The sequence below is a fragment of the Streptomyces vilmorinianum genome (genome assembly GCF_005517195.1).
Taxonomy (GTDB): domain Bacteria; phylum Actinomycetota; class Actinomycetes; order Streptomycetales; family Streptomycetaceae; genus Streptomyces; species Streptomyces vilmorinianum.
Genome location: NZ_CP040244.1, coordinates 5,492,159 through 5,510,866 on the forward strand (window position 1 = coordinate 5,492,159; position 18,708 = coordinate 5,510,866).

At 71.0% G+C, this 18,708-nt stretch carries 11 protein-coding genes and 1 pseudogene; 4 read left to right on the forward strand and 8 right to left on the reverse strand.

What is annotated here, in order from left to right; translation table 11 throughout:
• Positions 1-4: 4 nt before the first annotated feature.
• The gene (locus FDM97_RS25525; protein ID WP_137992817.1) at positions 5-1,558 is read right to left on the reverse strand and encodes a phage tail sheath family protein; all 1,554 of its coding nucleotides are present in this window, start codon (positions 1,556-1,558) and stop codon (positions 5-7) included.
• Positions 1,559-1,802: 244 nt separating this feature from the next.
• On the opposite strand from FDM97_RS25525, the gene FDM97_RS37140 reads away from it, so the two are divergent.
• Positions 1,803-3,833, forward strand: a complete 2,031-nt coding sequence (locus FDM97_RS37140; RefSeq protein ID WP_432816245.1) for an eCIS core domain-containing protein — start codon at positions 1,803-1,805, stop codon at positions 3,831-3,833.
• A gap of 16 nt (positions 3,834-3,849) precedes the next feature.
• Here the strand turns inward: FDM97_RS37140 and FDM97_RS25535 are convergent, their stop codons facing one another.
• The 4 genes from FDM97_RS25535 to FDM97_RS25550 all read right to left on the reverse strand — a co-directional run bounded on the left by FDM97_RS25535 (position 3,850) and on the right by FDM97_RS25550 (position 10,683).
• Entirely contained in the window at positions 3,850-5,949 is a 2,100-nt protein-coding gene (locus FDM97_RS25535) for an AAA family ATPase (RefSeq protein WP_432816246.1), read from the reverse strand.
• Positions 5,946-6,653 (reverse strand): Pvc16 family protein, encoded by a 708-nt coding sequence (locus FDM97_RS25540; RefSeq protein ID WP_137992819.1) that lies wholly within the window; start codon positions 6,651-6,653, stop codon positions 5,946-5,948. Before FDM97_RS25540 ends, FDM97_RS25535 begins: the two co-directional genes overlap by 4 nt.
• Positions 6,650-9,820: a DUF11 domain-containing protein gene (locus tag FDM97_RS25545; RefSeq protein WP_137992820.1), complete on the reverse strand. Its 3,171-nt coding sequence runs from the start codon at positions 9,818-9,820 to the stop codon at positions 6,650-6,652. The genes FDM97_RS25540 and FDM97_RS25545 overlap by 4 nt, the downstream gene beginning before the upstream one ends.
• 170 nt (positions 9,821-9,990) lie before the next feature.
• On the reverse strand, positions 9,991-10,683 hold the full coding sequence (locus FDM97_RS25550; RefSeq protein ID WP_137992821.1) for a helix-turn-helix transcriptional regulator: 693 nt from the start codon (positions 10,681-10,683) through the stop codon (positions 9,991-9,993).
• A 236-nt stretch (positions 10,684-10,919) separates the two neighbouring features.
• Here FDM97_RS25550 and FDM97_RS25555 point away from each other — a divergent pair, with 236 nt between their 5' ends.
• Positions 10,920-12,263, forward strand: a complete 1,344-nt coding sequence (locus tag FDM97_RS25555; protein WP_137992822.1) for a COG1470 family protein — start codon at positions 10,920-10,922, stop codon at positions 12,261-12,263.
• Positions 12,264-12,394: 131 nt separating this feature from the next.
• On the opposite strand, the pseudogene FDM97_RS25560 reads toward FDM97_RS25555, so the two are convergent.
• From FDM97_RS25560 to FDM97_RS25575, 3 genes and pseudogenes are all read right to left on the reverse strand, one after another.
• Positions 12,395-12,481: pseudogene (locus FDM97_RS25560) on the reverse strand (sigma factor-like helix-turn-helix DNA-binding protein); the annotation flags it as partial.
• Between the two features lie 1,165 nt (positions 12,482-13,646).
• Positions 13,647-14,966: a class I SAM-dependent RNA methyltransferase gene (locus FDM97_RS25570; RefSeq protein ID WP_137992824.1), complete on the reverse strand. Its 1,320-nt coding sequence runs from the start codon at positions 14,964-14,966 to the stop codon at positions 13,647-13,649.
• A 60-nt stretch (positions 14,967-15,026) separates the two neighbouring features.
• The gene (locus FDM97_RS25575; RefSeq protein ID WP_137992825.1) at positions 15,027-17,078 is read right to left on the reverse strand and encodes an APC family permease; all 2,052 of its coding nucleotides are present in this window, start codon (positions 17,076-17,078) and stop codon (positions 15,027-15,029) included.
• Positions 17,079-17,322: 244 nt separating this feature from the next.
• Here FDM97_RS25575 and FDM97_RS25580 point away from each other — a divergent pair, with 244 nt between their 5' ends.
• Together FDM97_RS25580 and FDM97_RS25585 are read left to right on the forward strand one after the other, a co-directional pair.
• On the forward strand, positions 17,323-17,991 hold the full coding sequence (locus tag FDM97_RS25580) for a potassium channel family protein (protein WP_137992826.1): 669 nt from the start codon (positions 17,323-17,325) through the stop codon (positions 17,989-17,991).
• Positions 17,991-18,674, forward strand: coding sequence for a potassium channel family protein (locus tag FDM97_RS25585; protein WP_137992827.1), 684 nt, complete (start codon positions 17,991-17,993; stop codon positions 18,672-18,674). The genes FDM97_RS25580 and FDM97_RS25585 overlap by 1 nt, the downstream gene beginning before the upstream one ends.
• The last annotated feature ends 34 nt before the right edge of the window (positions 18,675-18,708 follow it).

Genomic DNA, 18,708 nt, shown 5'->3' on the forward strand with positions numbered 1-18,708 from the left:
CGGATCACTCGTCGATGAGGCTGGTGGTGTCGGAGAACTGGGCCAGCCGGAAGACCACGAACTCGGCGGGCTTGACCGGCGAAACGCCGATCTCGCAGACGACCCGGCCCTGGTCGATGGACTCCTGCGGGTTGTTGTCGCGGTCGCACTTGACGTAGAACGCCTCGTCGGCGGTACGACCGAACAGCGCGCCCCGGCGCCATTCCTCGGTGAGGAACGCGGTGACGTTGCGACGGATGCTGGACCACAGCCGGTCGTCGTTGGGCTCGAACACGACCCACTGGGTGCCCAGGAGGATGGACTCCTCCAGGTAGTTGAACAGGCGGCGTACGTTCAGGTAGCGCCAGGCCGGGTCGGAGGAGAGCGTGCGGGCGCCCCAGATCCGGATGCCGCGGCCGGGGAAGGCCCGGATGCAGTTCACGCCGATCGGGTTGAGCAGGTCCTGCTCGCCCTTGCTCAGTCGGAGTTCGAGGTCGACCGCGCCGCGAATCACCTCGTTCGCCGGCGCCTTGTGCACACCGCGCTCGGCGTCGCTGCGCGCCCACACACCGGCGACGTGACCGCTCGGCGGGACGGTGGTGTTGCGTCCGAGGGCCGGGTCGAAGACCCGCACCCACGGGTAGTAGAGGGTGGCGTACCGGGAGTCGTAGCCCGCCTCGTCGTTACGCCAGGTGCGCACCTGCTGGGCGTTGAGCCCGGGCGGGGCGTCGAGGACGGCCACGCGGTCGCCCATCTGCTCGCAGTGCGAGATGACGGCGAGCTGCACGGTGCGCACGCCCTCGGCATCGATGTCGCCGCGCTGGTAGGCGCCCATCAGATCGGGCACCGCGACCATGGTGATCTCGTCGATGGTCTCCAGACCGCCGAACCCGGTACGGGCCGCCGCGTCGCCGACGTACTCGGCGGGGTCGATGCGTGCCAGCTCACCGGAGCCGTTGGAGGCGGGCGCGCCGGCGGCGTCGGGGATCGCGAGGGTCTGGGCGGCGGGCTTGGCCTGGGTGGCGCCGCGCTGCTCGGTGACCTCGATCAGCTTGGAGGCGCGGGCCTGGGTGACCAGGTAGCCCTTGACGTTCTTGCGGGTGGAGGCGTCGTACGTCTCCACCACCTCGTCGCCGCGCCGGACCAGGACCTTGAAGCGGTCCTCCGGCGGGTCCTCGCCGTCCACGTCGGCGACCTCCACCGATACCCTGGTCACGCCCGGCTTGGCGGCGATCAGGAAGCCGCCGAGTTCGACCGGCTGAGCCGCCTTCGGCTGCCGGCCGCCATTGACCGACGGGCCCGAGGCGGCCTCGGCCGCCCCACCGATGCGCACCACGTACGCGGCGCCGCCGCCGTTGGAGAAGTACCCGTAGAGCGCGTGGGCGAGATACGTACCCTCGGTGAAGCCGCCGAACACCTGGGAATACTGGTCCCAGCTGGTGACCAGCGTCGGCGCGTGGAACGGGCCCTTCTCGGCGAAGCCGACGAACGCGGCGACGGCCGTGCCGACTCCTTCGATCGGTCGGGCACCGGACTGCACCTCCTCCACGTATACGCCCGGGGTGAGGTACGTCGGCATGCTCGCTCCTTAACGTCCTTACGGTCACCTGTGTCCAGGCCGAGTCTGCGCGGCGTACCGGCGGAGCGGCAGGGACCTGCGGACCTGCCCGAGGGCAATACATCTGCCTTTACGGACGCCCCAGGTTGACCGTCCCGACGTCGCCCACCGTTGCCCTCGCGCTGCCCCTTCGGACCTGGACGCCCCGCTCGCCCCCGCGATGAACTGGAGAGCCGCAGCATGGGCGCCGACGAGGAGGCAGCAGGTGCAGACTTCCAAGCCGCGCACCGGCCGGAGCGAGGACCAGGAACCGGCCCGCGGCCAGGCCGGCGCCCGACGGGAGACATCCGGGAACGGCGCCGCCGTACCGCCCCCGCTCACGGCCGCCGCGCTCCAGGCCGCCCAGGGCACCGCGGGCAACGCCGCGGTGACCGGCATGATCGCCCGCCGGGCACGCACCACGGAAGCCCCGGAGCAGCCCGGCACCGAGGTACACGACGTCCTGCGCTCGGCCGGCAAACCCCTCGCCGGGCCGGTGCGCCAGGAGATGGAGTCCCGGTTCGACACCGACTTCTCCGACGTACGGCTGCACACCGGCGCCTCGGCGGCCCGCTCGGCCCGTTCCGTCGGCGCGCGCGCCTACACCTCCGGCAGCCATGTCGTCATCGGCGAAGGCGGACGCGACAAGCACACCCTCGCGCATGAACTCACCCACGTCGTCCAGCAGCGGCAGGGGCCGGTCGCGGGCACCGACCACGGCAACGGCCTGCGCGTGTCCGACCCTTCGGACCGGTTCGAACGGGAGGCCGAGGCGAACGCGCACCGGATCATGGCGGGGCCCGCACCCGTACAGCGGGCGGAAGCGTGCACCGCGGAGCACTCCGGGCCGGTGTCCTCCGGGGCGGCGGTGATCCAGCGCAAGGGCCATGAGGCGCTCTCGGACAAGCTGCCGGCGGTCGGGTCCGACGGCAACCCCCTGAAGTCCTTCCTCAAGTCCTGGGGGAGCACGCCCGCGCAGGAGTCTCCCGAGCTGGCGGAGATCCGCGAGGGCATCAAGGCGTACGACGCGGATCCCAAGCGTGACCCGATGCACTGTGCGCAGGTGCTGATGACACTGCTGTTGGCGGTCGGCAGCGCCGAGGAGACCCTCACCAAGGAGTCCGGGACCGCCGCCCGGCACTTCCTGACCGAGGCCCGCACGGCTCTCAAGGCCGAGAACAACCTGGTGACCGAACAGATCGGCAGGGACAGCGACTTCTCCGCCGAAGCACGCGCCCCCTTCGAGGCGATGACCGCGCGCGGCCTGCTCTGGAACGAGGAGACCTGGGCCGACAGCGCCGTGGCGTTCGCCATGAACGGGCCGAGCTATTTCCGCGAACTCTCCGAGATGAACCGGGCCGGTATGGCCAACGAGATCAATACGCGCGGGCGCAAGGACTGGGTGAGCGGCGTCGAGCGAAACCTGACAGCCGCGCTGCGGCAGAGCGTGCTGTGCCACTACACCAAGGACGAGGCCCGGGCTGACCTGCTGTCGCAGGCGAACCAGATCAAGTCGAAGACGGAGCTGCTGAAGGACGACCCCGACGCGGCCAACAACTCCGAGGGCTACGACGCACACGTCCTGGCGAACGAGGGCTTCGTCTTCTTCTTCCTGGAGGCGCCGGGCAGCGAGTTCCGCGAGACCCGGTTCGGAAAGGTCCGGTTCGAGATCCCGCTCGCGGACTCGCCCCTGGAGTCCCAGGGCTGGCTCATGCTCAGCGACTTCGCCCAGCGTGAGTATCCGGTGATCAAGGCCGACCCCACCGACCCCACGGCCTTCAAGAGTGAACTGCCCACCCGCATGGACAAGATGCCCAAGCAGTTCTCCCTCCCCGTGCGGAATTTCGACCGCGGGATGAACAAGACGGACCTCGACATGATGGAGCTCATCATGCAGGCCAAGGCGCAGGAGACGGACCCGGAGCGGGCCAACCTGCTCCCCGTCGTCAAGAGCGAGGTCGCGGCGGACGAATTCAGCACGATGACCTACGGCGCCGGCCACCGGAAGGAGAAGGGGTACAAGGAGCGGATCCGCTCCAACACCCTGAGGGGCAGGGACATCATTCCCGGCCTGGTGGACCGCGCGGTGCTGGAGATCATGCGGATGGAGGACGCCAATCCCGCGTTGGCGAACCGGCTGAAGAACATGTCCGGCGCGGAACTGATGAAGTTCCTCCTCAAGGACCTCCTGCGTCCGCAGGCGATGCTGCCCAACAGCGTGGATCTCAGCAAGGCCACGAGGAGGTCCAGGCCCTGACCTCGGACCGGTCGCCTCACACGCCGGCGGCCTCCGCCAGGTACGGCCCGAACTCGCTCTCCAGGACCAGGCGTCCGAGCTTGCGGTACTCCTGGGCGATCGCGGTGACCGTCTGCCGCATGGTGAGCGGCTTGCCGGACTCGGCCGCGAGATAGGCAGCGGTGACCGCGCACGCGCGGATCGAGCCGCCGGCCAGTTCGAAGCGGTCGGCGCAGAAGGCGAGGTCCAGGTCGTCGCCCCGGGGCAGCCGGCCGCCCAGGCACCGGTCCCACAGGGCGAGACGCTGACCGGCGTCCGGCATCGGGAAGTCCGCGACCACGTCCAGGCGGCGGGTGAACGCCTCGTCCAGGTTGGCCCGCAGGTTGGTGGTCAGCACCGCGATCCCGTCGAACGACTCCATGCGCTGCAGCAGGTACGCCGACTCGATGTTGGCGTGCCGGTCGTGGGCGTCCTTCACCTCCGAGCGCTTGCCGAATATCGCGTCGGCCTCGTCGAAGAGCAGCACCGCGTTGACCGCCGACGCCTCGGTGAAGATCCGCTCCAGGTTCTTCTCGGTCTCCCCGATGTACTTGTCGACGACCGTGGACAGATCCACCACGTACAGGTCCATGCCCAGGTCCGCGGCGACGACCTCGGCGGACATGGTCTTGCCGGTGCCCGATTCGCCGGCGAACAGCGCGATGACACCGCGGCCCCGGCCGCCGCCGGGCCGCATCCCCCACTGCCCGAGCACCTGCTCGCGGTGGCGGGCGCGCAGCGCGAGTTCACGCAGCCGGCGGTGAGTGGTCGGCGGCAGCACCAGATCGTCCCAGCCGACCCCCGGCGCAACGCGCCGGGCGAGCCGGTCCAGCCCGGCGCCGTTCTGCGCCCGTACGGCGGTACGCAGATCGCCGGGACCCACCTGCCGTCCCTCGATGGTGGCTGTCCGCACCGCCGCTTCGGCAGCCCGGCGCAACTGCCCGGAGTCCAGGCGATGCGCGGCGACGGCCCTGGCGAGCGCCTCGACGTCACCGGTCACGGCGTCACCGGCGGCCCGGTCCAGCGCGTGGCGCCAGCGCGCGGCCTGTCGTGCCGGGGAGGGTGCCTCGACGTTCAGTACGACGGGGGTGTCGGCCGCCCATGCCGGATCCCAGCCGGTCGTGCCGTGGGTGAACAGGGGGATGCCGCGTAGTTCGGCGCACAACGACGAGAGCGTTCGGGCTCGTTCGGCGGGTTCTCCGGGCAACGCGGCGAGCGGGCCGAGGACCACACCGGCGCCGGTCAGCCGGGCTTCGAGGGCGATCACCCGGGCGAGTGCCGGCACGTCGGCCGAGCGCCGGGCGAGCGCCGCCGCGTCCAGGACGAGCGGGCCGAGTCCGGCCGCGTGCAGGGCGGCGGTGGCCAGCCCCTCGGCGTCGCCGCCCCGGCTGCGCAGATGGACGAGACCGACGCCGGTGCCGGCCGCGGCCGCCGCGCGGTGGACGTCCGCGGCCTCGGCGGTCGGGTCCTCCCGTGCCTCGCCGAGCACACCGGTGAGCCGGGCGTCGGGCCGTGTGCCGCCCAGGAGGTGCGCGGTGACCCGGTCGGGGACGGCCAGGACACGGGACAGCGGCGGCCGCTCCGGTTCGGTGACCTCCACCAGACCGTGTGCGATCAGCGGCGCCCCGGGGGCGAGGCGGAACCGGGCGGGCGAGGCGCCGCCGAGTCCGCACAGCTCCAGCGCGAGCCCGACCGTGGGCCGACGGCGTGTCAGGTCGTCGTTGAGGTAGCCGTAGAGCCGCTCGAACCGCGCGTCCAGGTCGGGTGCCATCGCGACCAGCAGCAGATCCAGGTCGAGCGAGGACAGCCCGAACCGCCGGACGAGTCCGTCGAGCACAGACCCCGCCGGCGGCTGCCAGAATCCCTGGGCGGGCATGTCCAGCCCACCCGGCTCGTCCAGGATCCGTGCCGCCGCTTCCGGGGTGAGGTACTGGCCCCGGTAGGGATCGTCGGGATCGGGGTCCGCGGACCGTCGTACCGCCACGGCCTCCCGTACCCGCGCCTCGACGGCACCGAGCCGCTCCCACAGGGGATCCACACCGGTGTCCCCTCCCGCGCCGACACCGCCCCCGACCGCGGGTTCCACGGTGTACGTCACGCCTGCCGATCCCCCCTACGCCGCCTGCGCGCCGGGGCCGGCGGCCGTTCACGAGGCCCGGTGAACCCGTCGCGGCCGGGGTCGGTGGCCTCCGTGTAGCGCAGCCGGCGGCCCGGGCTCGTCTCCTCACCCTCGCGGGCGGCGGCGGAGCGCACGACGAGGCCTTCGGTGACGGGCGGCGCGGCGGCCCTGGTCACACCGGCGAGCGGTGCCCGCACCCGTACCCCGAGCGACGCCTTCATCTCTCCGCCGAGCGCCGACCAGACGTCCGCGGCGGCCGGCGCGTCCATGCCCGTCCCGGCGGTCTCCAGGCCCACAGTCAGGCCGAGTTCGGCGAGCGAGCCGGTGAGCAGCCCGGCGGGCAGCGTGTCGTGCGCGACCAGCGCGCCGAGCACCTGGGACAGCAGCCGGTGCTCGTCCTGCGAGCGACTCGCCCAGGCCGTGACCAGATAGGTCAGCTGGAACCAGCGCGGCGGGGAGCGCCGGGCGACGAGGTGTCCATCCTCGTCGTACACCTCTCCGGCACCGGTACCGCGTCGTACGGCGTCCTCGCGGATGTCGTACAGAAAGACGCAGACCGTCGGGGCGCTGCGGCGGGCCGCCCAGTCCCGGGTGGGGGCGTCGAAGACCACCTCGATGCCCGATGCCTCCAGACCGCTCTCGGCGAGCAGCCGCCGCAGGCCCTCGTCGACCTCGTGGATCACCGGCGGGTCACCTCGTCCGGCGGCTGCACACTGCCGTTGACGACCAGGAAGTCGGTCTTCACCGGGGAGAATCCGGGTCCGCTGGCAGTGATGGTGCGCGGCCCGGTCTGGTCCTTGGCGAGGATGAGCAGCTGGCCGATGAAGGTGCCGTCGGTCTTCGGGATCGTGGGCGCCGCCGCCGCGGTGATCCCCGGGTTCCACGTGAACTTCACCGGCACTCCCGGCGGGAAGTCCTTGCCGCGCACGGAGGTGACGAAGCCGGGCTTGCCGATGTCCGGCACAGCGACGATGCGCGGCTGGAGGATGCGCAGCCGCTCCTTGGCCGTGTTGTCGTTCTTGTTCGCGTCCGTGCCGGTGGTGGTGAGCACGCCGGTGACCTGGCCGGTCATCGCCTTCTTCGGGCTGAGCACGACCCGTACGACGGTGCTCGCGCCCGGCGTGAGGTCGGGCAGCGCGCACACCCAGTTCTGGTCGCAGTCCTCGGGCGGCCCGCTGTGGGGCAGCCCCGAGGGCAGGCCGATCTTCAGCCGCAGTCCGGTGGCCAGCGCGTTGCGGCCGTTGCGGACGGTGTACGTCACCACGACACGCCCGCCGACATAGCCGGGGTTCGGCTGGGCCGTGACCCGCACCCCGGGCCCGGCCTTCGGCTCCTCGGGCTCCGGGGGCACCGTGGGCGGCGTGGTGGGGGTCGGGGTGGGGGTCGGGGTGGGCGTGGGAGTCGGGGTCGAGGGGGGCGGTGTCGCCTCGCGCACCGGGACCACGGTCCGGCCCGCGTTGTCGCTGGGCTGCGGGTCCAGGACCGTACCGGTGACCGACCAGTCGACCGGGACGTCGCCGGGGGTGACTCCGGTGAGCGTGACGTCCACCGGCACGGTGGTGCCGGGTTCCACCACGCCCAGGTCGCACTGGAGCGAGGAGGCGTCGCAGGTGCCGCCGGGCCGGCTGATCCCGGTGACCTGCACGCCGGCCGGCGGCGCGACGGTCAGCCGGGTGCCGGGCGAGGCGGCGGGGCCGTTGTTGACCACGTCGACACGGACCGTGGTGGAGTCGCCGACGGTGACCTCCGGCGTGGTGCCGGGCGCATGGACGGCGAGGTCCACGGACTGCTGGACGGTGGGTTCCTTCTGGCGGCCCGCGAGTTCGGTGGTGAGCGGGGTGATGTCGCCGGAGTCGACGTCCAGGAGGCTCAGCTTCTCGGGGCTGTTGACCGCAGCCTCGGCGCGGGAGCTGAATACCAGGCTCTTGCCGTCGGCGGTCCAGGCAGCGTCGCGCGGCTGGTGCGGACCGGTGGTCGTGGTGTCCGGCAGCTCCCGGCCGCAGGCGCCGGACTGGCCGCGGGCGGCGGTGGGCAGCAGCACCTGACAGTCGCCGCCGGACACGGACGTCAGGAGGATGCCGTTCTCCTCGTCGATCCGGCCTGCGCCGTTCTTGCGGTTGAAGGCGACGCTGCGCCCGTCCGGGGAGAACGCCGGGCTGTCGTCGATGACCTTGCAGTCGCCCGGGCAGTTGGTGGCGCTCAGGTCGCGCTGCTGGCTCAGGTCGTTCACGGGCACGGTCCACACGTGCTTGTTGCCGCCGCGCCCGTTGATCTCCATGTTCCGGGTGAAGGCCAGGGTGGTGCCGTCGGAGGACCAGGTGGGCTGGGCGTCCTGACCCTGGAGCTGTCCGGCCGGCGGCACGACCTCGCCGGTGATCGCGCCGGTGGCGACGTCCGCGATGAGGATGCGGCTGGCTCCGGCCGCATCGCCGACGCCGCCAGGCGAAGTCCGGGTGAAGGCGAGCTGCTTGCCGTCCGGGGAGAACGTCGGGTCGGTGTCCCAGTCGTTCGCGCCGCGTCCCGCGAGCGGCAGCGGCGCCGCGTTGGAGCTGTCGGCGTCGGCCATCCAGATCCGCTCGATCCGGCCGTCGGCGCCGTCCTCGAAGCGGGTGAGGACGGTCCGGCGGCCGTCGGGCGTGTAGTTCTGCCGCTCGGTCCACGGGTCGTGGCCGGCCGCGGGCTGGAACAGCGGATCCTTGGCGGGGTCGGTGTTGGTGTCTGCCGCGGGATCCTCGTTGAGGATCGTCAGCCCCAGATCGCGTGGGTCGGAGCCGTCCATCCGGGCGTCCTGGAGCGTCACCACGTGCGGGTTGGCCGCCGAGGTGCGCTCCACCACCACCCCGCCGCCGTCGAGGGAGCCGAGCCAGGTGGGCGAGAGGACGTCCCGGTCCTCGTTGAGCGCCAGCGAGGGGACCTGGTCGGAGTGGGCGGTCGAACGGAACACGTGGTCCCAGTCGCCCTCGCACTCACAGGTGATCTCGGGGCTCAGTAACAGCACACCGTCCCCGTCGGGCAGCCACGCTGCCCCGTGGGCCCGCCAGGTTGCCTGCGCGCCCCCGAACAGCGGCTCGTCGGCGGTCCCGTTCGTGATCCGCAGCCGGGTCACGGACTTCCCGTCGACGGTCGTGGTGGCGGTGTACGCGATCCAGTCGCGGTTGACGTCGTCGTCGACCGGGTTCCAGGCCGGCTCCGAAGCCGTGCCGTTGGCGGGGCCGGTGATCCGGGTGGCTGTGCCGCCGCCAAGCGCCCGTACGTAGATCTGTTGGCCGACCACCGGGTCACTGTCGACGGCGTACGCGATGCGCTGCCCGTCGGGGGAGACCGTCGGGTCCTCCTCGTTCGCGGACGTGTCGGTCAGCCGGGTCAGGCCGGTGCCGTCGGTGCGCACCAGCCACAGGTCCCGCTGGGTCCCGCCGCCCAGTCCTGCGGACTCGGCCGCGTCGAACACCACCGACTGGCCGTCGGGGGTCAGTTGGGGGTGCGCCGCGTCCATGCCGCTGGTGAGCCGTCGTACCGAACCGTCGGCGGCCCGCAGATAGATCTGCGGGTCCTTCTCGTCGCGGCGGCTGGCGAAGACCATCTGGTCGCCGAGGGCGGACGGCTGCGTGTCGTAGTGGACCGGGCCGTCACCGAACAGCGGGGTGCTGGAGGTGGTGGAGGCGACCTCACCGAGGCTGCGGTGGCCGGTGCCCGCGTACGCGACCCGGGTTTCCGCGGCGTCGGCAGCCGCCGCGGGCCCGGCGCTGCCCGGCCCGGCCGCCGCCGTCACCCCGAGCAGGGGGATCAGCAGCAGGAGCGAGGTGCCGAGTCTCCCCAGGCGGTACGGCCGTCCGGGGCCAGCGGTTTCCATCACGGTCCCCTTCGCAGTCTGGTGCGGCATCTGGATGTGCCCCCGCCACCGTCTACCGGCCGCGCGTGGGACGGCAGGGCTCGGGGGCCGCACCCGGGGGAAGCACGCGGTGTGCTTTCGGGCACCGCCGCCTTCCCCTCCACCGTCGGACGGTCCGTCGAACGGGCCTGTCAGATCAGCCCGTTGCGCAGCGCGTAGCCCACCGCGTGGGCCCGGTTGCGCAGTTGCAGCCGTGTGATGATCTCGTGCAGGACGTTCTTGACGGTTCTCTCGGAGTACGAGGTCTTGCGGGCGATCTCCGCGGTGTCCAGGCCCTCCGACACCAGGCGCAGCATGTCCGCCTCGCGCGTGGTGAGCGTGGACAGGGACAGGGTCCCGGGGGCGAGCGCCGAGCGCTGGAGATTGCCGACGTGGCTGAGCAGCTCGCCGAGCAGATCGCCGGGCAGCACCCCCTCACCGTTGGCCGCCGCCAGGACCAGCCGCACGAGTTGGTCCTGATCGGCCTCGGCGCGGCGCAGCACCACCGACGCACCGGACTCGATGACGCGTTGCAGCCCGCCGGCCCCGAGGGTGCCTATCACCAGGCCGGTGCGGGTGGCGCTGTTGTACCGCAGCCGGTTCAGCAGGGCGGCCACGTCGTCGTCGATGCCGTCCACGACCACCAGCGAGACCTGGGCCCGCTCCGCGTCGACGTCGTCCACCAGTTCGACCTCGGGGCGCTGGCGCAGTTGCTGGACGACACCGACCCGCAGCACGGGGTCGGCGGCGTAGACGGCCACGCTTGGCCGGGTCGGGCCACCGGAGCGAGACGTGCGGTGGATCGAGCCGATCTGGACGGGATCACGTGTCGTGGAGTCGGACATGGCAGGACCGTTCTCCTCTGCGCGGAACATGGGATACCTGTTTTCATGAGTCAGTGGGGGGGCTGAGTGATACAGCGCGAGGCGATCACGGGTCAGGGGTGCACCGAAGGCGGCTCACCACAGTAAGAGCCCACCGTTACTTGGGAGTTGACAGTGGCTTGCCGGGCAGCGTCACTGCCCGCGTATTGCCCTCCCGTCCCTCCCCCGCCTCCCGGGCACCTTCCTACGGTGACGGCGTGACGCCTTCCGCAGCCTCTTCCAATCCCGGTGCGCCCGGCCTCGATATCCCGGCCGTGACCGTGACGCCGGGTGACATCGCCACCACCAGCCTGACCGTGCGCAACGACAGCGACATCGTCGAGGCGTACGACCTGAAGGTCGTCGGCGACTGCGCCGCCTGGACCACCGTGGAACCCGAGCGCGTCTCCCTCTACCCCGGCACCTCCGAGACGGTGACGCTCCGTCTGGCGCCGCCGCGCTCCCCGGAGATCCGGGCCGGCGAGATGCCCCTCGGCGTACGGGTCCTGCCGAACGAGCACCCCGAGTCGGTCAAGGTCCTCGAAACCACCGTCCACGTCGGGGAGTTCCACGAGCTGAAGACCGAGCTCGCCCCGCGCCGCCGGCGTGGCTGGCTGCGCGGCCGCTATCTGCTGGCCGTGCGCAACCAGGGCAACACCTCGGTGCAGGTACGCTTCGCCCCCGGCCAGGCCGGCGAGGAACTGGGGTTCACCTTCGCCCCGGCGGAGCCGAAGCTGGAACCCGGGGAGTCGACGGAGGTCCGGCTGCGGGTCCGCACCGCCAAGCCGGTGTGGTTCGGCAACCCCGTGGTGTGGCCGTTCACCGTGGACACCCGCGAGACCGGCGAGCAGGAGGAGACGGCGCAGGCCCGCTGGGACGAGCCCGCTGTCCGGCCGCCGCTGGACGCGGAGTTCGTCCAGATACCGATCTTCCCGAAGTGGCTGCTCGCAGTGCTCGCCGCGCTGCTCGCGCTGTTGCTCGCCTGGTTCGCGCTGGTCCGCCCCGCGGTGCGCAGCGCCGCCAAGGAGGCGGCCACCGAGGCGGTACAGCCGCGCCCCACCCCGCCCGGCGACCACGCGGGTGGAGAGTCCCCCGGCACCGGCACGAACAACCAGCCCGGCGACGGCCAGGAGTCGGGGGCGGCGACCGGATCGGGCGGGGGCGGGGGCTCGTCGGCCGAGGGCGACACCGCGACCGGCGCCGGTCAGCAGAGCTCGGCGACCATCGACCTGAAGACGGGCACTGGGCAGACCAAGACCGGCACCTACAAGGTGCCGGAGAACAGCGTCTTCGGGGTCACGGACATCGTCGTCGCCAACTTCCAGGGCGACGAAGGGGTGATGACGATCACCTTCGGCGACCGCAAGATCACCACGATCGCGCTGGAGACGTTCCGCAACCAGGACTACCACTGGGTCACCCCCCTCAAGATCCCCGAGAACGACACGGTGACCATCGACGTGACCTGTGCGAAGCCCGGTACACCGGCCACGGGCCAGCAGGCGCAGGAATGCCACGAGGTCCTCAATGTGAGCGGAGTGCTCAGCCGCACCACCGAGTGAATCGGACGTTCTTCTTCCGGCTCATTGTCAATCATTGGTGACTGCATCTGTAAAGCTCGGTATCCCTTTCGACCGGAAATCGATAACCCGGGTCTCAAAAGCAGCACCTGCGCCGGCTTCCCGCGGGCCTGGTTGAGCCGGCTGCGCACGGTGCCGACCGGCACCTCGCAGACGTCGGCGATTTCCTGGTAGGAGGTGATGCTGAAGCGCCGCAGCATCAGCACCAGCCGGGCGCCCGAACCACCACGGGTCGCGGGCCCCGGCAGGGCACGGCCCCCTGACCGACGTCACAGCGGGGCCAGGGCGAACCCTGCCAACCGGCCCCCCACGGTGATCGAGTAGGCCTCGCGGTCCGGGGCCGTGAAGTAGCTGTCCAACCAGCGATACCGAACGTGCCATCCGCCGACAACTCCAACGGCAGAAACTCGGAGAAGTCGCGCAGATACAGCTCCAGCAGTTTCGCCAGGGCAGGTTTGTCAGCAGCCCCGACAGCGGCGAGTTCAACACGGCACATGTCCGTTGTAGATGGTGAATTCAGCGATCGACCACCAGTTACTCGCGACATTGCCGGTGTTGACGACCTTGATGCAGCGAGCCGTCCGGGTCGGGAAAGCAGGCCGCCACGGCCGCGGAGGAAGTCCCCAGAGGCAGTGCCGACGTGAGGTGCAGGTGGGAACAATCGCACCGTGCCCTCATCCAGCGCGACATCTCCACCACCTCCCCTGCCGAAGCAGATCGCGCGGCAGGAGAGGCCACGAAGGAGGCACTGAAGTCGCCGACAACGGCGGGGAAGCTGAACATGGACAGGGTGACGCACGCGCTCGGTCTCGCGCTGGAGGGGGTGTCGCTGTCAGTGGCTCTGCGTCCAGTCCCGCACTCAACGACTGACCCGCGCGTACGCGGCCTGGTCACGTCTCCGACGCCTTGGCTCGACCGCGCACCGCTCGATGAGCATCTCCAGGAAACCTGGGTCGGGGGTCGACCCGGCCGCCAGGGCCGCCCGTAGCCGGACCGACGAGCCCTCGGCGCTCAGGGCCACACGGCCCTTCTGCGACGCCGCGGGTGAGTGCGCAGGAGACCCGTTCGGCAACCCCGATGCCTCGCTCGGCCTCGGCATCGACGAGGTACTCGACTTGGCCGACAACCGACCGAGCAAACGTCATGACGCCCCGTCAGAATCAGCGTCGAACGAGCGTCAAGACGTTCCCCAGCCGCCCCTCACGGAGGTGAGGCGGAGGGCTCCCACCCTGCACCCGTTCGCAAAGCCACAGGTGAGACACGTGGCAGGAACCGGCGACACACTCCACGCGGTTGACTCCCGGAAACAGATCGACTCGACTCGTCATCAATCGACCTCGCCCACAAAGCAGCAGGTCAGAGCCCCTACTTCACCGGCTCCAGGATCGCCACGCACTCCACGTGGTGCGTCATCGGGAACAGGTCGAACGCGCGCAGCGTCCGTACCCGGTAGCCGCCGACCTTGAAGTACGCGAGGTCCCGGGCCAGGGCCGCCGGGTCGCAGGCCACGTAGGCGATGCGGCGGGCGCCCAGGGAGGCGAGGTGCTTGACCGTCTGCTTGCCGGCGCCCGCGCGGGGCGGGTCGAGGACGATGAGGTCGACCTCGGTGATGCGGGTGCGCGGGAGGACGGACTCGACCTTGCCCTGTTCGATGCGGACGCGGTCGTAGTCCTGGAGGTTGTGGCGGGCGTCCTCGACCGCGCGCTTGCCGGACTCGATGCCGAGGACCGCGCCCTGGTCGCCGACGCGGTCGGCGATCGCGCCCGCGAAGAGGCCGACGCCGCAGTAGAGGTCGAGGGCGGTGTCGCCCTTGCGGGGCATCAGGCCCTGCATCACGGCGAGGACGAGGGTCTGGGCGGCCTTCGGGTGGACCTGCCAGAAGCCGCCGTTGCCGACGCGGTACGTCCGGTCGTCGGCGCGCTCGCGGACGAACGGGCGGCCGTGGACGCGGTGGACGCCGCCGTCCTTCTCGTCGACGCGGAGGACCGAGACCGGCTTGTCCAGTTCGACCAGGGGCAGGCGGGCACCGGGCTTCGGGGTCAGGATCACCTGGCGGTCGCCGGAGCCGGAGGCGGCGATCGCCTCGATCGAGGCCATGCCCTCCCAGGTCCGCTTCTCGATGCCGAGCTCGGACACGCCCTCGGCCGCGATCATGCAGTGGTCGATCACCTCGACCTCGTGCGAGCGGTGCTTGCGCAGTCCGGCGTGCCCGTCGGCGTCGACCGCGTACTGGACGCGCGTGCGCCACTGCGGGACCTCGCCCGCCGGGAGCTTGTCGCCCTCGGCCGGCATGACGGTGCCGTCCCAGCCGGCCTCCTCGGGGGTGAGCCCGGCCAGGCGCTGGAGCTGTTCGGCGATGACCTCGCCCTTGAGGCGGCGCTGGGCGCCCGGCTTGGCGTGCTGCCAGTCGCAGCCGCCGCACCTGCCCGGGCCGGCGAAGGGGCAGGGGGCCTCGACCCGGTCCTTGGAGGCTTCGAGGACGGAGACGGCGTCGGCCCGCAGGAAGCGGGACGTCTCCTCGCCCTCGGTCACCCGGGCGACCACCCGCTCGCCGGGCAGCGCGTGGCGGACGAAGAGGACGCGGCCCTCCTCGGTGCGGGCGATGCAGTGCCCGCCGTGCGCGACGGGGCCGACCTCGACCTCGTACTCTTCCCCGACCAACGAAGAAACAGGTGCGTTCTGCATGACGGGGTGACTCCAGAGAAAGAGAGAGGCGGGCTGCCGCAGCGGCAGCAGCCCACCAGTCTACGTGTCCTTGCCGACCGGTTCCTTCGGCCGCTTCTCGACCGGACCGCGGCGCACCGCGCCCGGCGCGTTCCACTCCTGGCGCTTCCTGGCCCGCAGCTTGGCGGCCTCGGAGGACCGCAGCTGGTACGGCACGGACGTGACCATCACGCCCGGCGTGAAGAGCAGTCGCCCCTTGAGCCGCAGGGCGCTCTGGTTGTGCAGCAGATGCTCGTACCAGTGGCCGACGACGTACTCGGGGATGTAGACGGAGACGGCGTCGCGCGGGCTCTCGCGGCGGATGTTCTTCACGTAGTCGATGACCGGCCGGGTGATCTCGCGGTAGGGCGAGTCCAGGATCTTGAGCGGCACGTTGATCCCGCGCCGGTCCCACTCCGCCTTGAGCGCCTTGGTCTCGGCCGGGTCGACGTTGACGGTCAGCGCCTCCAGTTCGTGCGCGTGCACGAGCTGGGCGTAGGCGAGCGCGCGCAGCGTCGGCTTGTGCAGCTTGGAGACGAGGACGACGGACCGGACCCGCGAGGGGCGGACGTATTCGTCGGGACGCTCCTCGGCCGCGGCGATCTCGTCCGCCACCGAGTCGTAGTGCCGGCGGATCGCGGTCATCGTCCCGTAGAAGATCACCATGCCGAGCAGCGCGACCCAGGCGCCGTGCGTGAACTTGGTGGCGAGGACGACGACCAGGACGAGCCCGGTGAAGAAGGCGCCGAAGGTGTTGATCGCACGGGAGCGGATCATGTGGCGGCGCTTGGCCGGGTCGGTCTCCGTCCTCAGGTGCCGGTTCCAGTGTCGGACCATGCCGGTCTGGCTGAGCGTGAAGGAGACGAAGACGCCGACGATGTACAGCTGGATCAGCTTCGTCGAGTCGGCCCCGTAGACCCAGACCAGCAGGGCGGCGGCGCCCGCGAGGAGCACGATGCCGTTGGAGAAGGTGAGCCGGTCGCCGCGGGTGTGCAGCTGGCGCGGCAGGTACCGGTCCTGGGCGAGGATCGAGCCGAGGAGCGGGAAGCCGTTGTACGCCGTGTTGGCGGCCAGGAAGAGGACGAGCGCCGTGGCCGCGGCGAGGAGCACGAAGAAGAACGTTCCGTCGCCGAAGACGGCGGCCGCGACCTGGGAGATCACCGGGTCCTGGACGTAGCTCTCACCGACCGGCTGTCCGCCCGACAGCAGGTCGTGGGCGGGGTTCTCGGCCATCCGTACGTCGGTGGCCATGGCCAGGAAGATGATGCCGCAGAACATGGTGACGGCCAGGGCGCCCATCATGGCGAGCGTGGTGCCCGCGTTCTTCGACTTCGGCGTGCGGAAGGCCGGGACGCCGTTGGAGATCGCCTCGACGCCGGTGAGGGCGGCGCAGCCGGAGGAGAAGGCGCGCAGCAGCAGGAAGACCAGCGCGAAGCCGGCCAGGCCTTCGTGCTCGGCCTTGATCTCGAGGTCGGCGGTGGGGGCCTTCATGGTCTCGTCGAGGACGATGCCCTTGTACGCGCCCCAGGCGATCATGATGAAGACGCCGGTGACGAAGACGTACGTCGGGATGGCGAAGAGGCTGCCCGACTCCTTCACCCCGCGCAGGTTCATCACTGTCAGCAGCAGGATGACGGCGACCGCGCAGAGGACCTTGTTCTCGACGACGAACGGGACGGCCGAGCCGAGGTTCTCGATTCCGGAGGAGATCGAGACGGCGACGGTCAGGACGTAGTCGACGAGCAGGGCGCTGGCGACGGTGAGTCCGGCCTTCGGGCCGAGGTTGGTGTTGGCGACCTCGTAGTCGCCGCCGCCGCTCGGGTAGGCGTGCACGTTCTGCCGGTACGAGGCGACGACCGTGAACATCAGGATGACGACGGCCAGCGCGATCCACGGGCTGAAGTGGTAGGCCGACAGACCTGCGATCGACAGGACGAGCAGCACCTCACCGGGTGCGTACGCCACCGAGGACAGTGGGTCGGAGGCGAAGACGGGGAGAGCGATGCGCTTCGGGAGAAGGGTCTCCTGGAGCCGGTCGCTGCGCAGAGCCCGTCCGATCAAGATCCGTTTGGGCAGGTCGGTCAGTTTGGACACGCAGAGGATCGTAAGCGTTCGAAAAGCGCCATGCTCACCACCACCCCCTATCCGCACGGAATCTCCCAGCGTGCTACCTCGGGCTACCTCGGATGCGGTCCTGGCGATCGTTGCCGCATAAGCTCGGACCGGGCAGCACGGCAGGGCGCTGCCCGCCACGGCCCGGGCCAGTCGGGTGAGGAAAGTTGTGAGCAGGGTGTATTCGCAGGTCAGCAAGACGATCAGGAGTGCGGGGTAAGGGGACGTGCACATCGTCATCATGGGCTGCGGGCGAGTGGGAGCCGCTCTCGCGCAGACCCTCGAGCAGCAGGGGCACACCGTCGCCGTCGTGGACCAGGATCCGACGGCTTTCCGCCGTCTCGGCTCCGGCTTCGGCGGCCGGCGTGTGACGGGCGTCGGATTCGACCAGGACACGCTGCGCGAGGCGGGGATCGAAGAGGCCGGCGCCTTCGCCGCGGTGAGCAGCGGCGACAACTCGAACATCATCGCGGCGCGGGTCGCGCGCGAGATGTTCGGCATCGAGAACGTGGCGGCCCGGATCTACGACCCCCGGCGCGCCGAGGTCTACCAGCGGCTGGGCATTCCGACGGTCGCCACGGTCCGCTGGACCGCCGACCAGATGCTGCGCCGGCTGCTGCCGTCCGGCGCGGAGCCGCTGTGGAGCGATCCGAGCGGCGGGGTGCAGCTCGCGGAGGTGCACGCCTCCCCCGCGTGGATCGGTCACAAGGTCAGCCGGCTGCAGGACGAGACGGGTGTGCGCGTCGCGTTCCTCACCCGGCTGGGTGAGGCGGTTCTCCCCACTTCGCAGACGGTGCTGCAGGAGGGCGACCTCGTGCACGTGATGATGCGTACGGACGAGGTCGACAAGGTCGAGGCGGCCTTCGCCGAGGGGCCTGAGGAGGGCGGTCACTGATGCGTGTCGCTATTGCGGGCGCGGGTGCGGTGGGCCGTTCCATCGCGGGCGAGCTCCTGGAGAACGGGCACGAGGTCCTGCTGGTCGACAAGGCGCCGACCGCCATCTCGGTGGAGCGGGTGCCGCAGGCGGAGTGGCTGCTGGCCGACGCCTGCGAGATCACCTCGCTGGACGAGGCGGCGCTGCAGCGCTGCAACGTGGTGATCGCGGCCACCGGTGACGACAAGGTGAACCTGGTCGTCTCGCTGCTCGCGAAGACCGAGTACGGCGTGCCGCGCGTCGTCGCGCGGGTGAACAACCCGAAGAACGAGTGGCTCTTCAACGAGTCGTGGGGCGTGGACGTCGCCGTGTCGACTCCGCGTCTGATGTCGGCCCTGGTCGAGGAGGCGGTGAGCGTCGGCGACCTGGTCCGGCTGCTGCGCTTCAGCCACGGTGACGCGAACCTGGTGGAGCTGACGCTTCCGCCGGAGTCGGCGATCGCGGGGACGTCGGTGGGCGATGTGGCCTGGCCGCAGGACACCTCCCTGGTGACGATCATCCGCGGCTCGCGGGTGCTGACGCCGGGCCCGGAGGAGACCCTGGAGGCGGGCGACGAGCTTCTCTTCGTGGCCGCCCAGGCGCGCGAGGAGCAGCTGGAGGACCTGCTCTCGGTCCGCCGCGGCGACGAGTCGTCGGCGAACTGAGGACACGAGCCGAAGGGATACGCGTACGAAGAGA

Bases quoted from the DNA above. Each gene is read 5' to 3' on its own strand.
- FDM97_RS25525 (WP_137992817.1), bottom strand. From the start codon at position 1,558: ATGCCGACGTACCTCACCCCGGGCGTATACGTGGAGGAGGTGCAGTCC.
- FDM97_RS25545 (WP_137992820.1), bottom strand. From the start codon at position 9,820: ATGGAAACCGCTGGCCCCGGACGGCCGTACCGCCTGGGGAGACTCGGC.
- FDM97_RS25550 (WP_137992821.1), bottom strand. From the start codon at position 10,683: ATGTCCGACTCCACGACACGTGATCCCGTCCAGATCGGCTCGATCCAC.
- FDM97_RS25570 (WP_137992824.1), bottom strand. From the start codon at position 14,966: ATGCAGAACGCACCTGTTTCTTCGTTGGTCGGGGAAGAGTACGAGGTC.
- FDM97_RS25585 (WP_137992827.1), top strand. From the start codon at position 17,991: ATGCGTGTCGCTATTGCGGGCGCGGGTGCGGTGGGCCGTTCCATCGCG.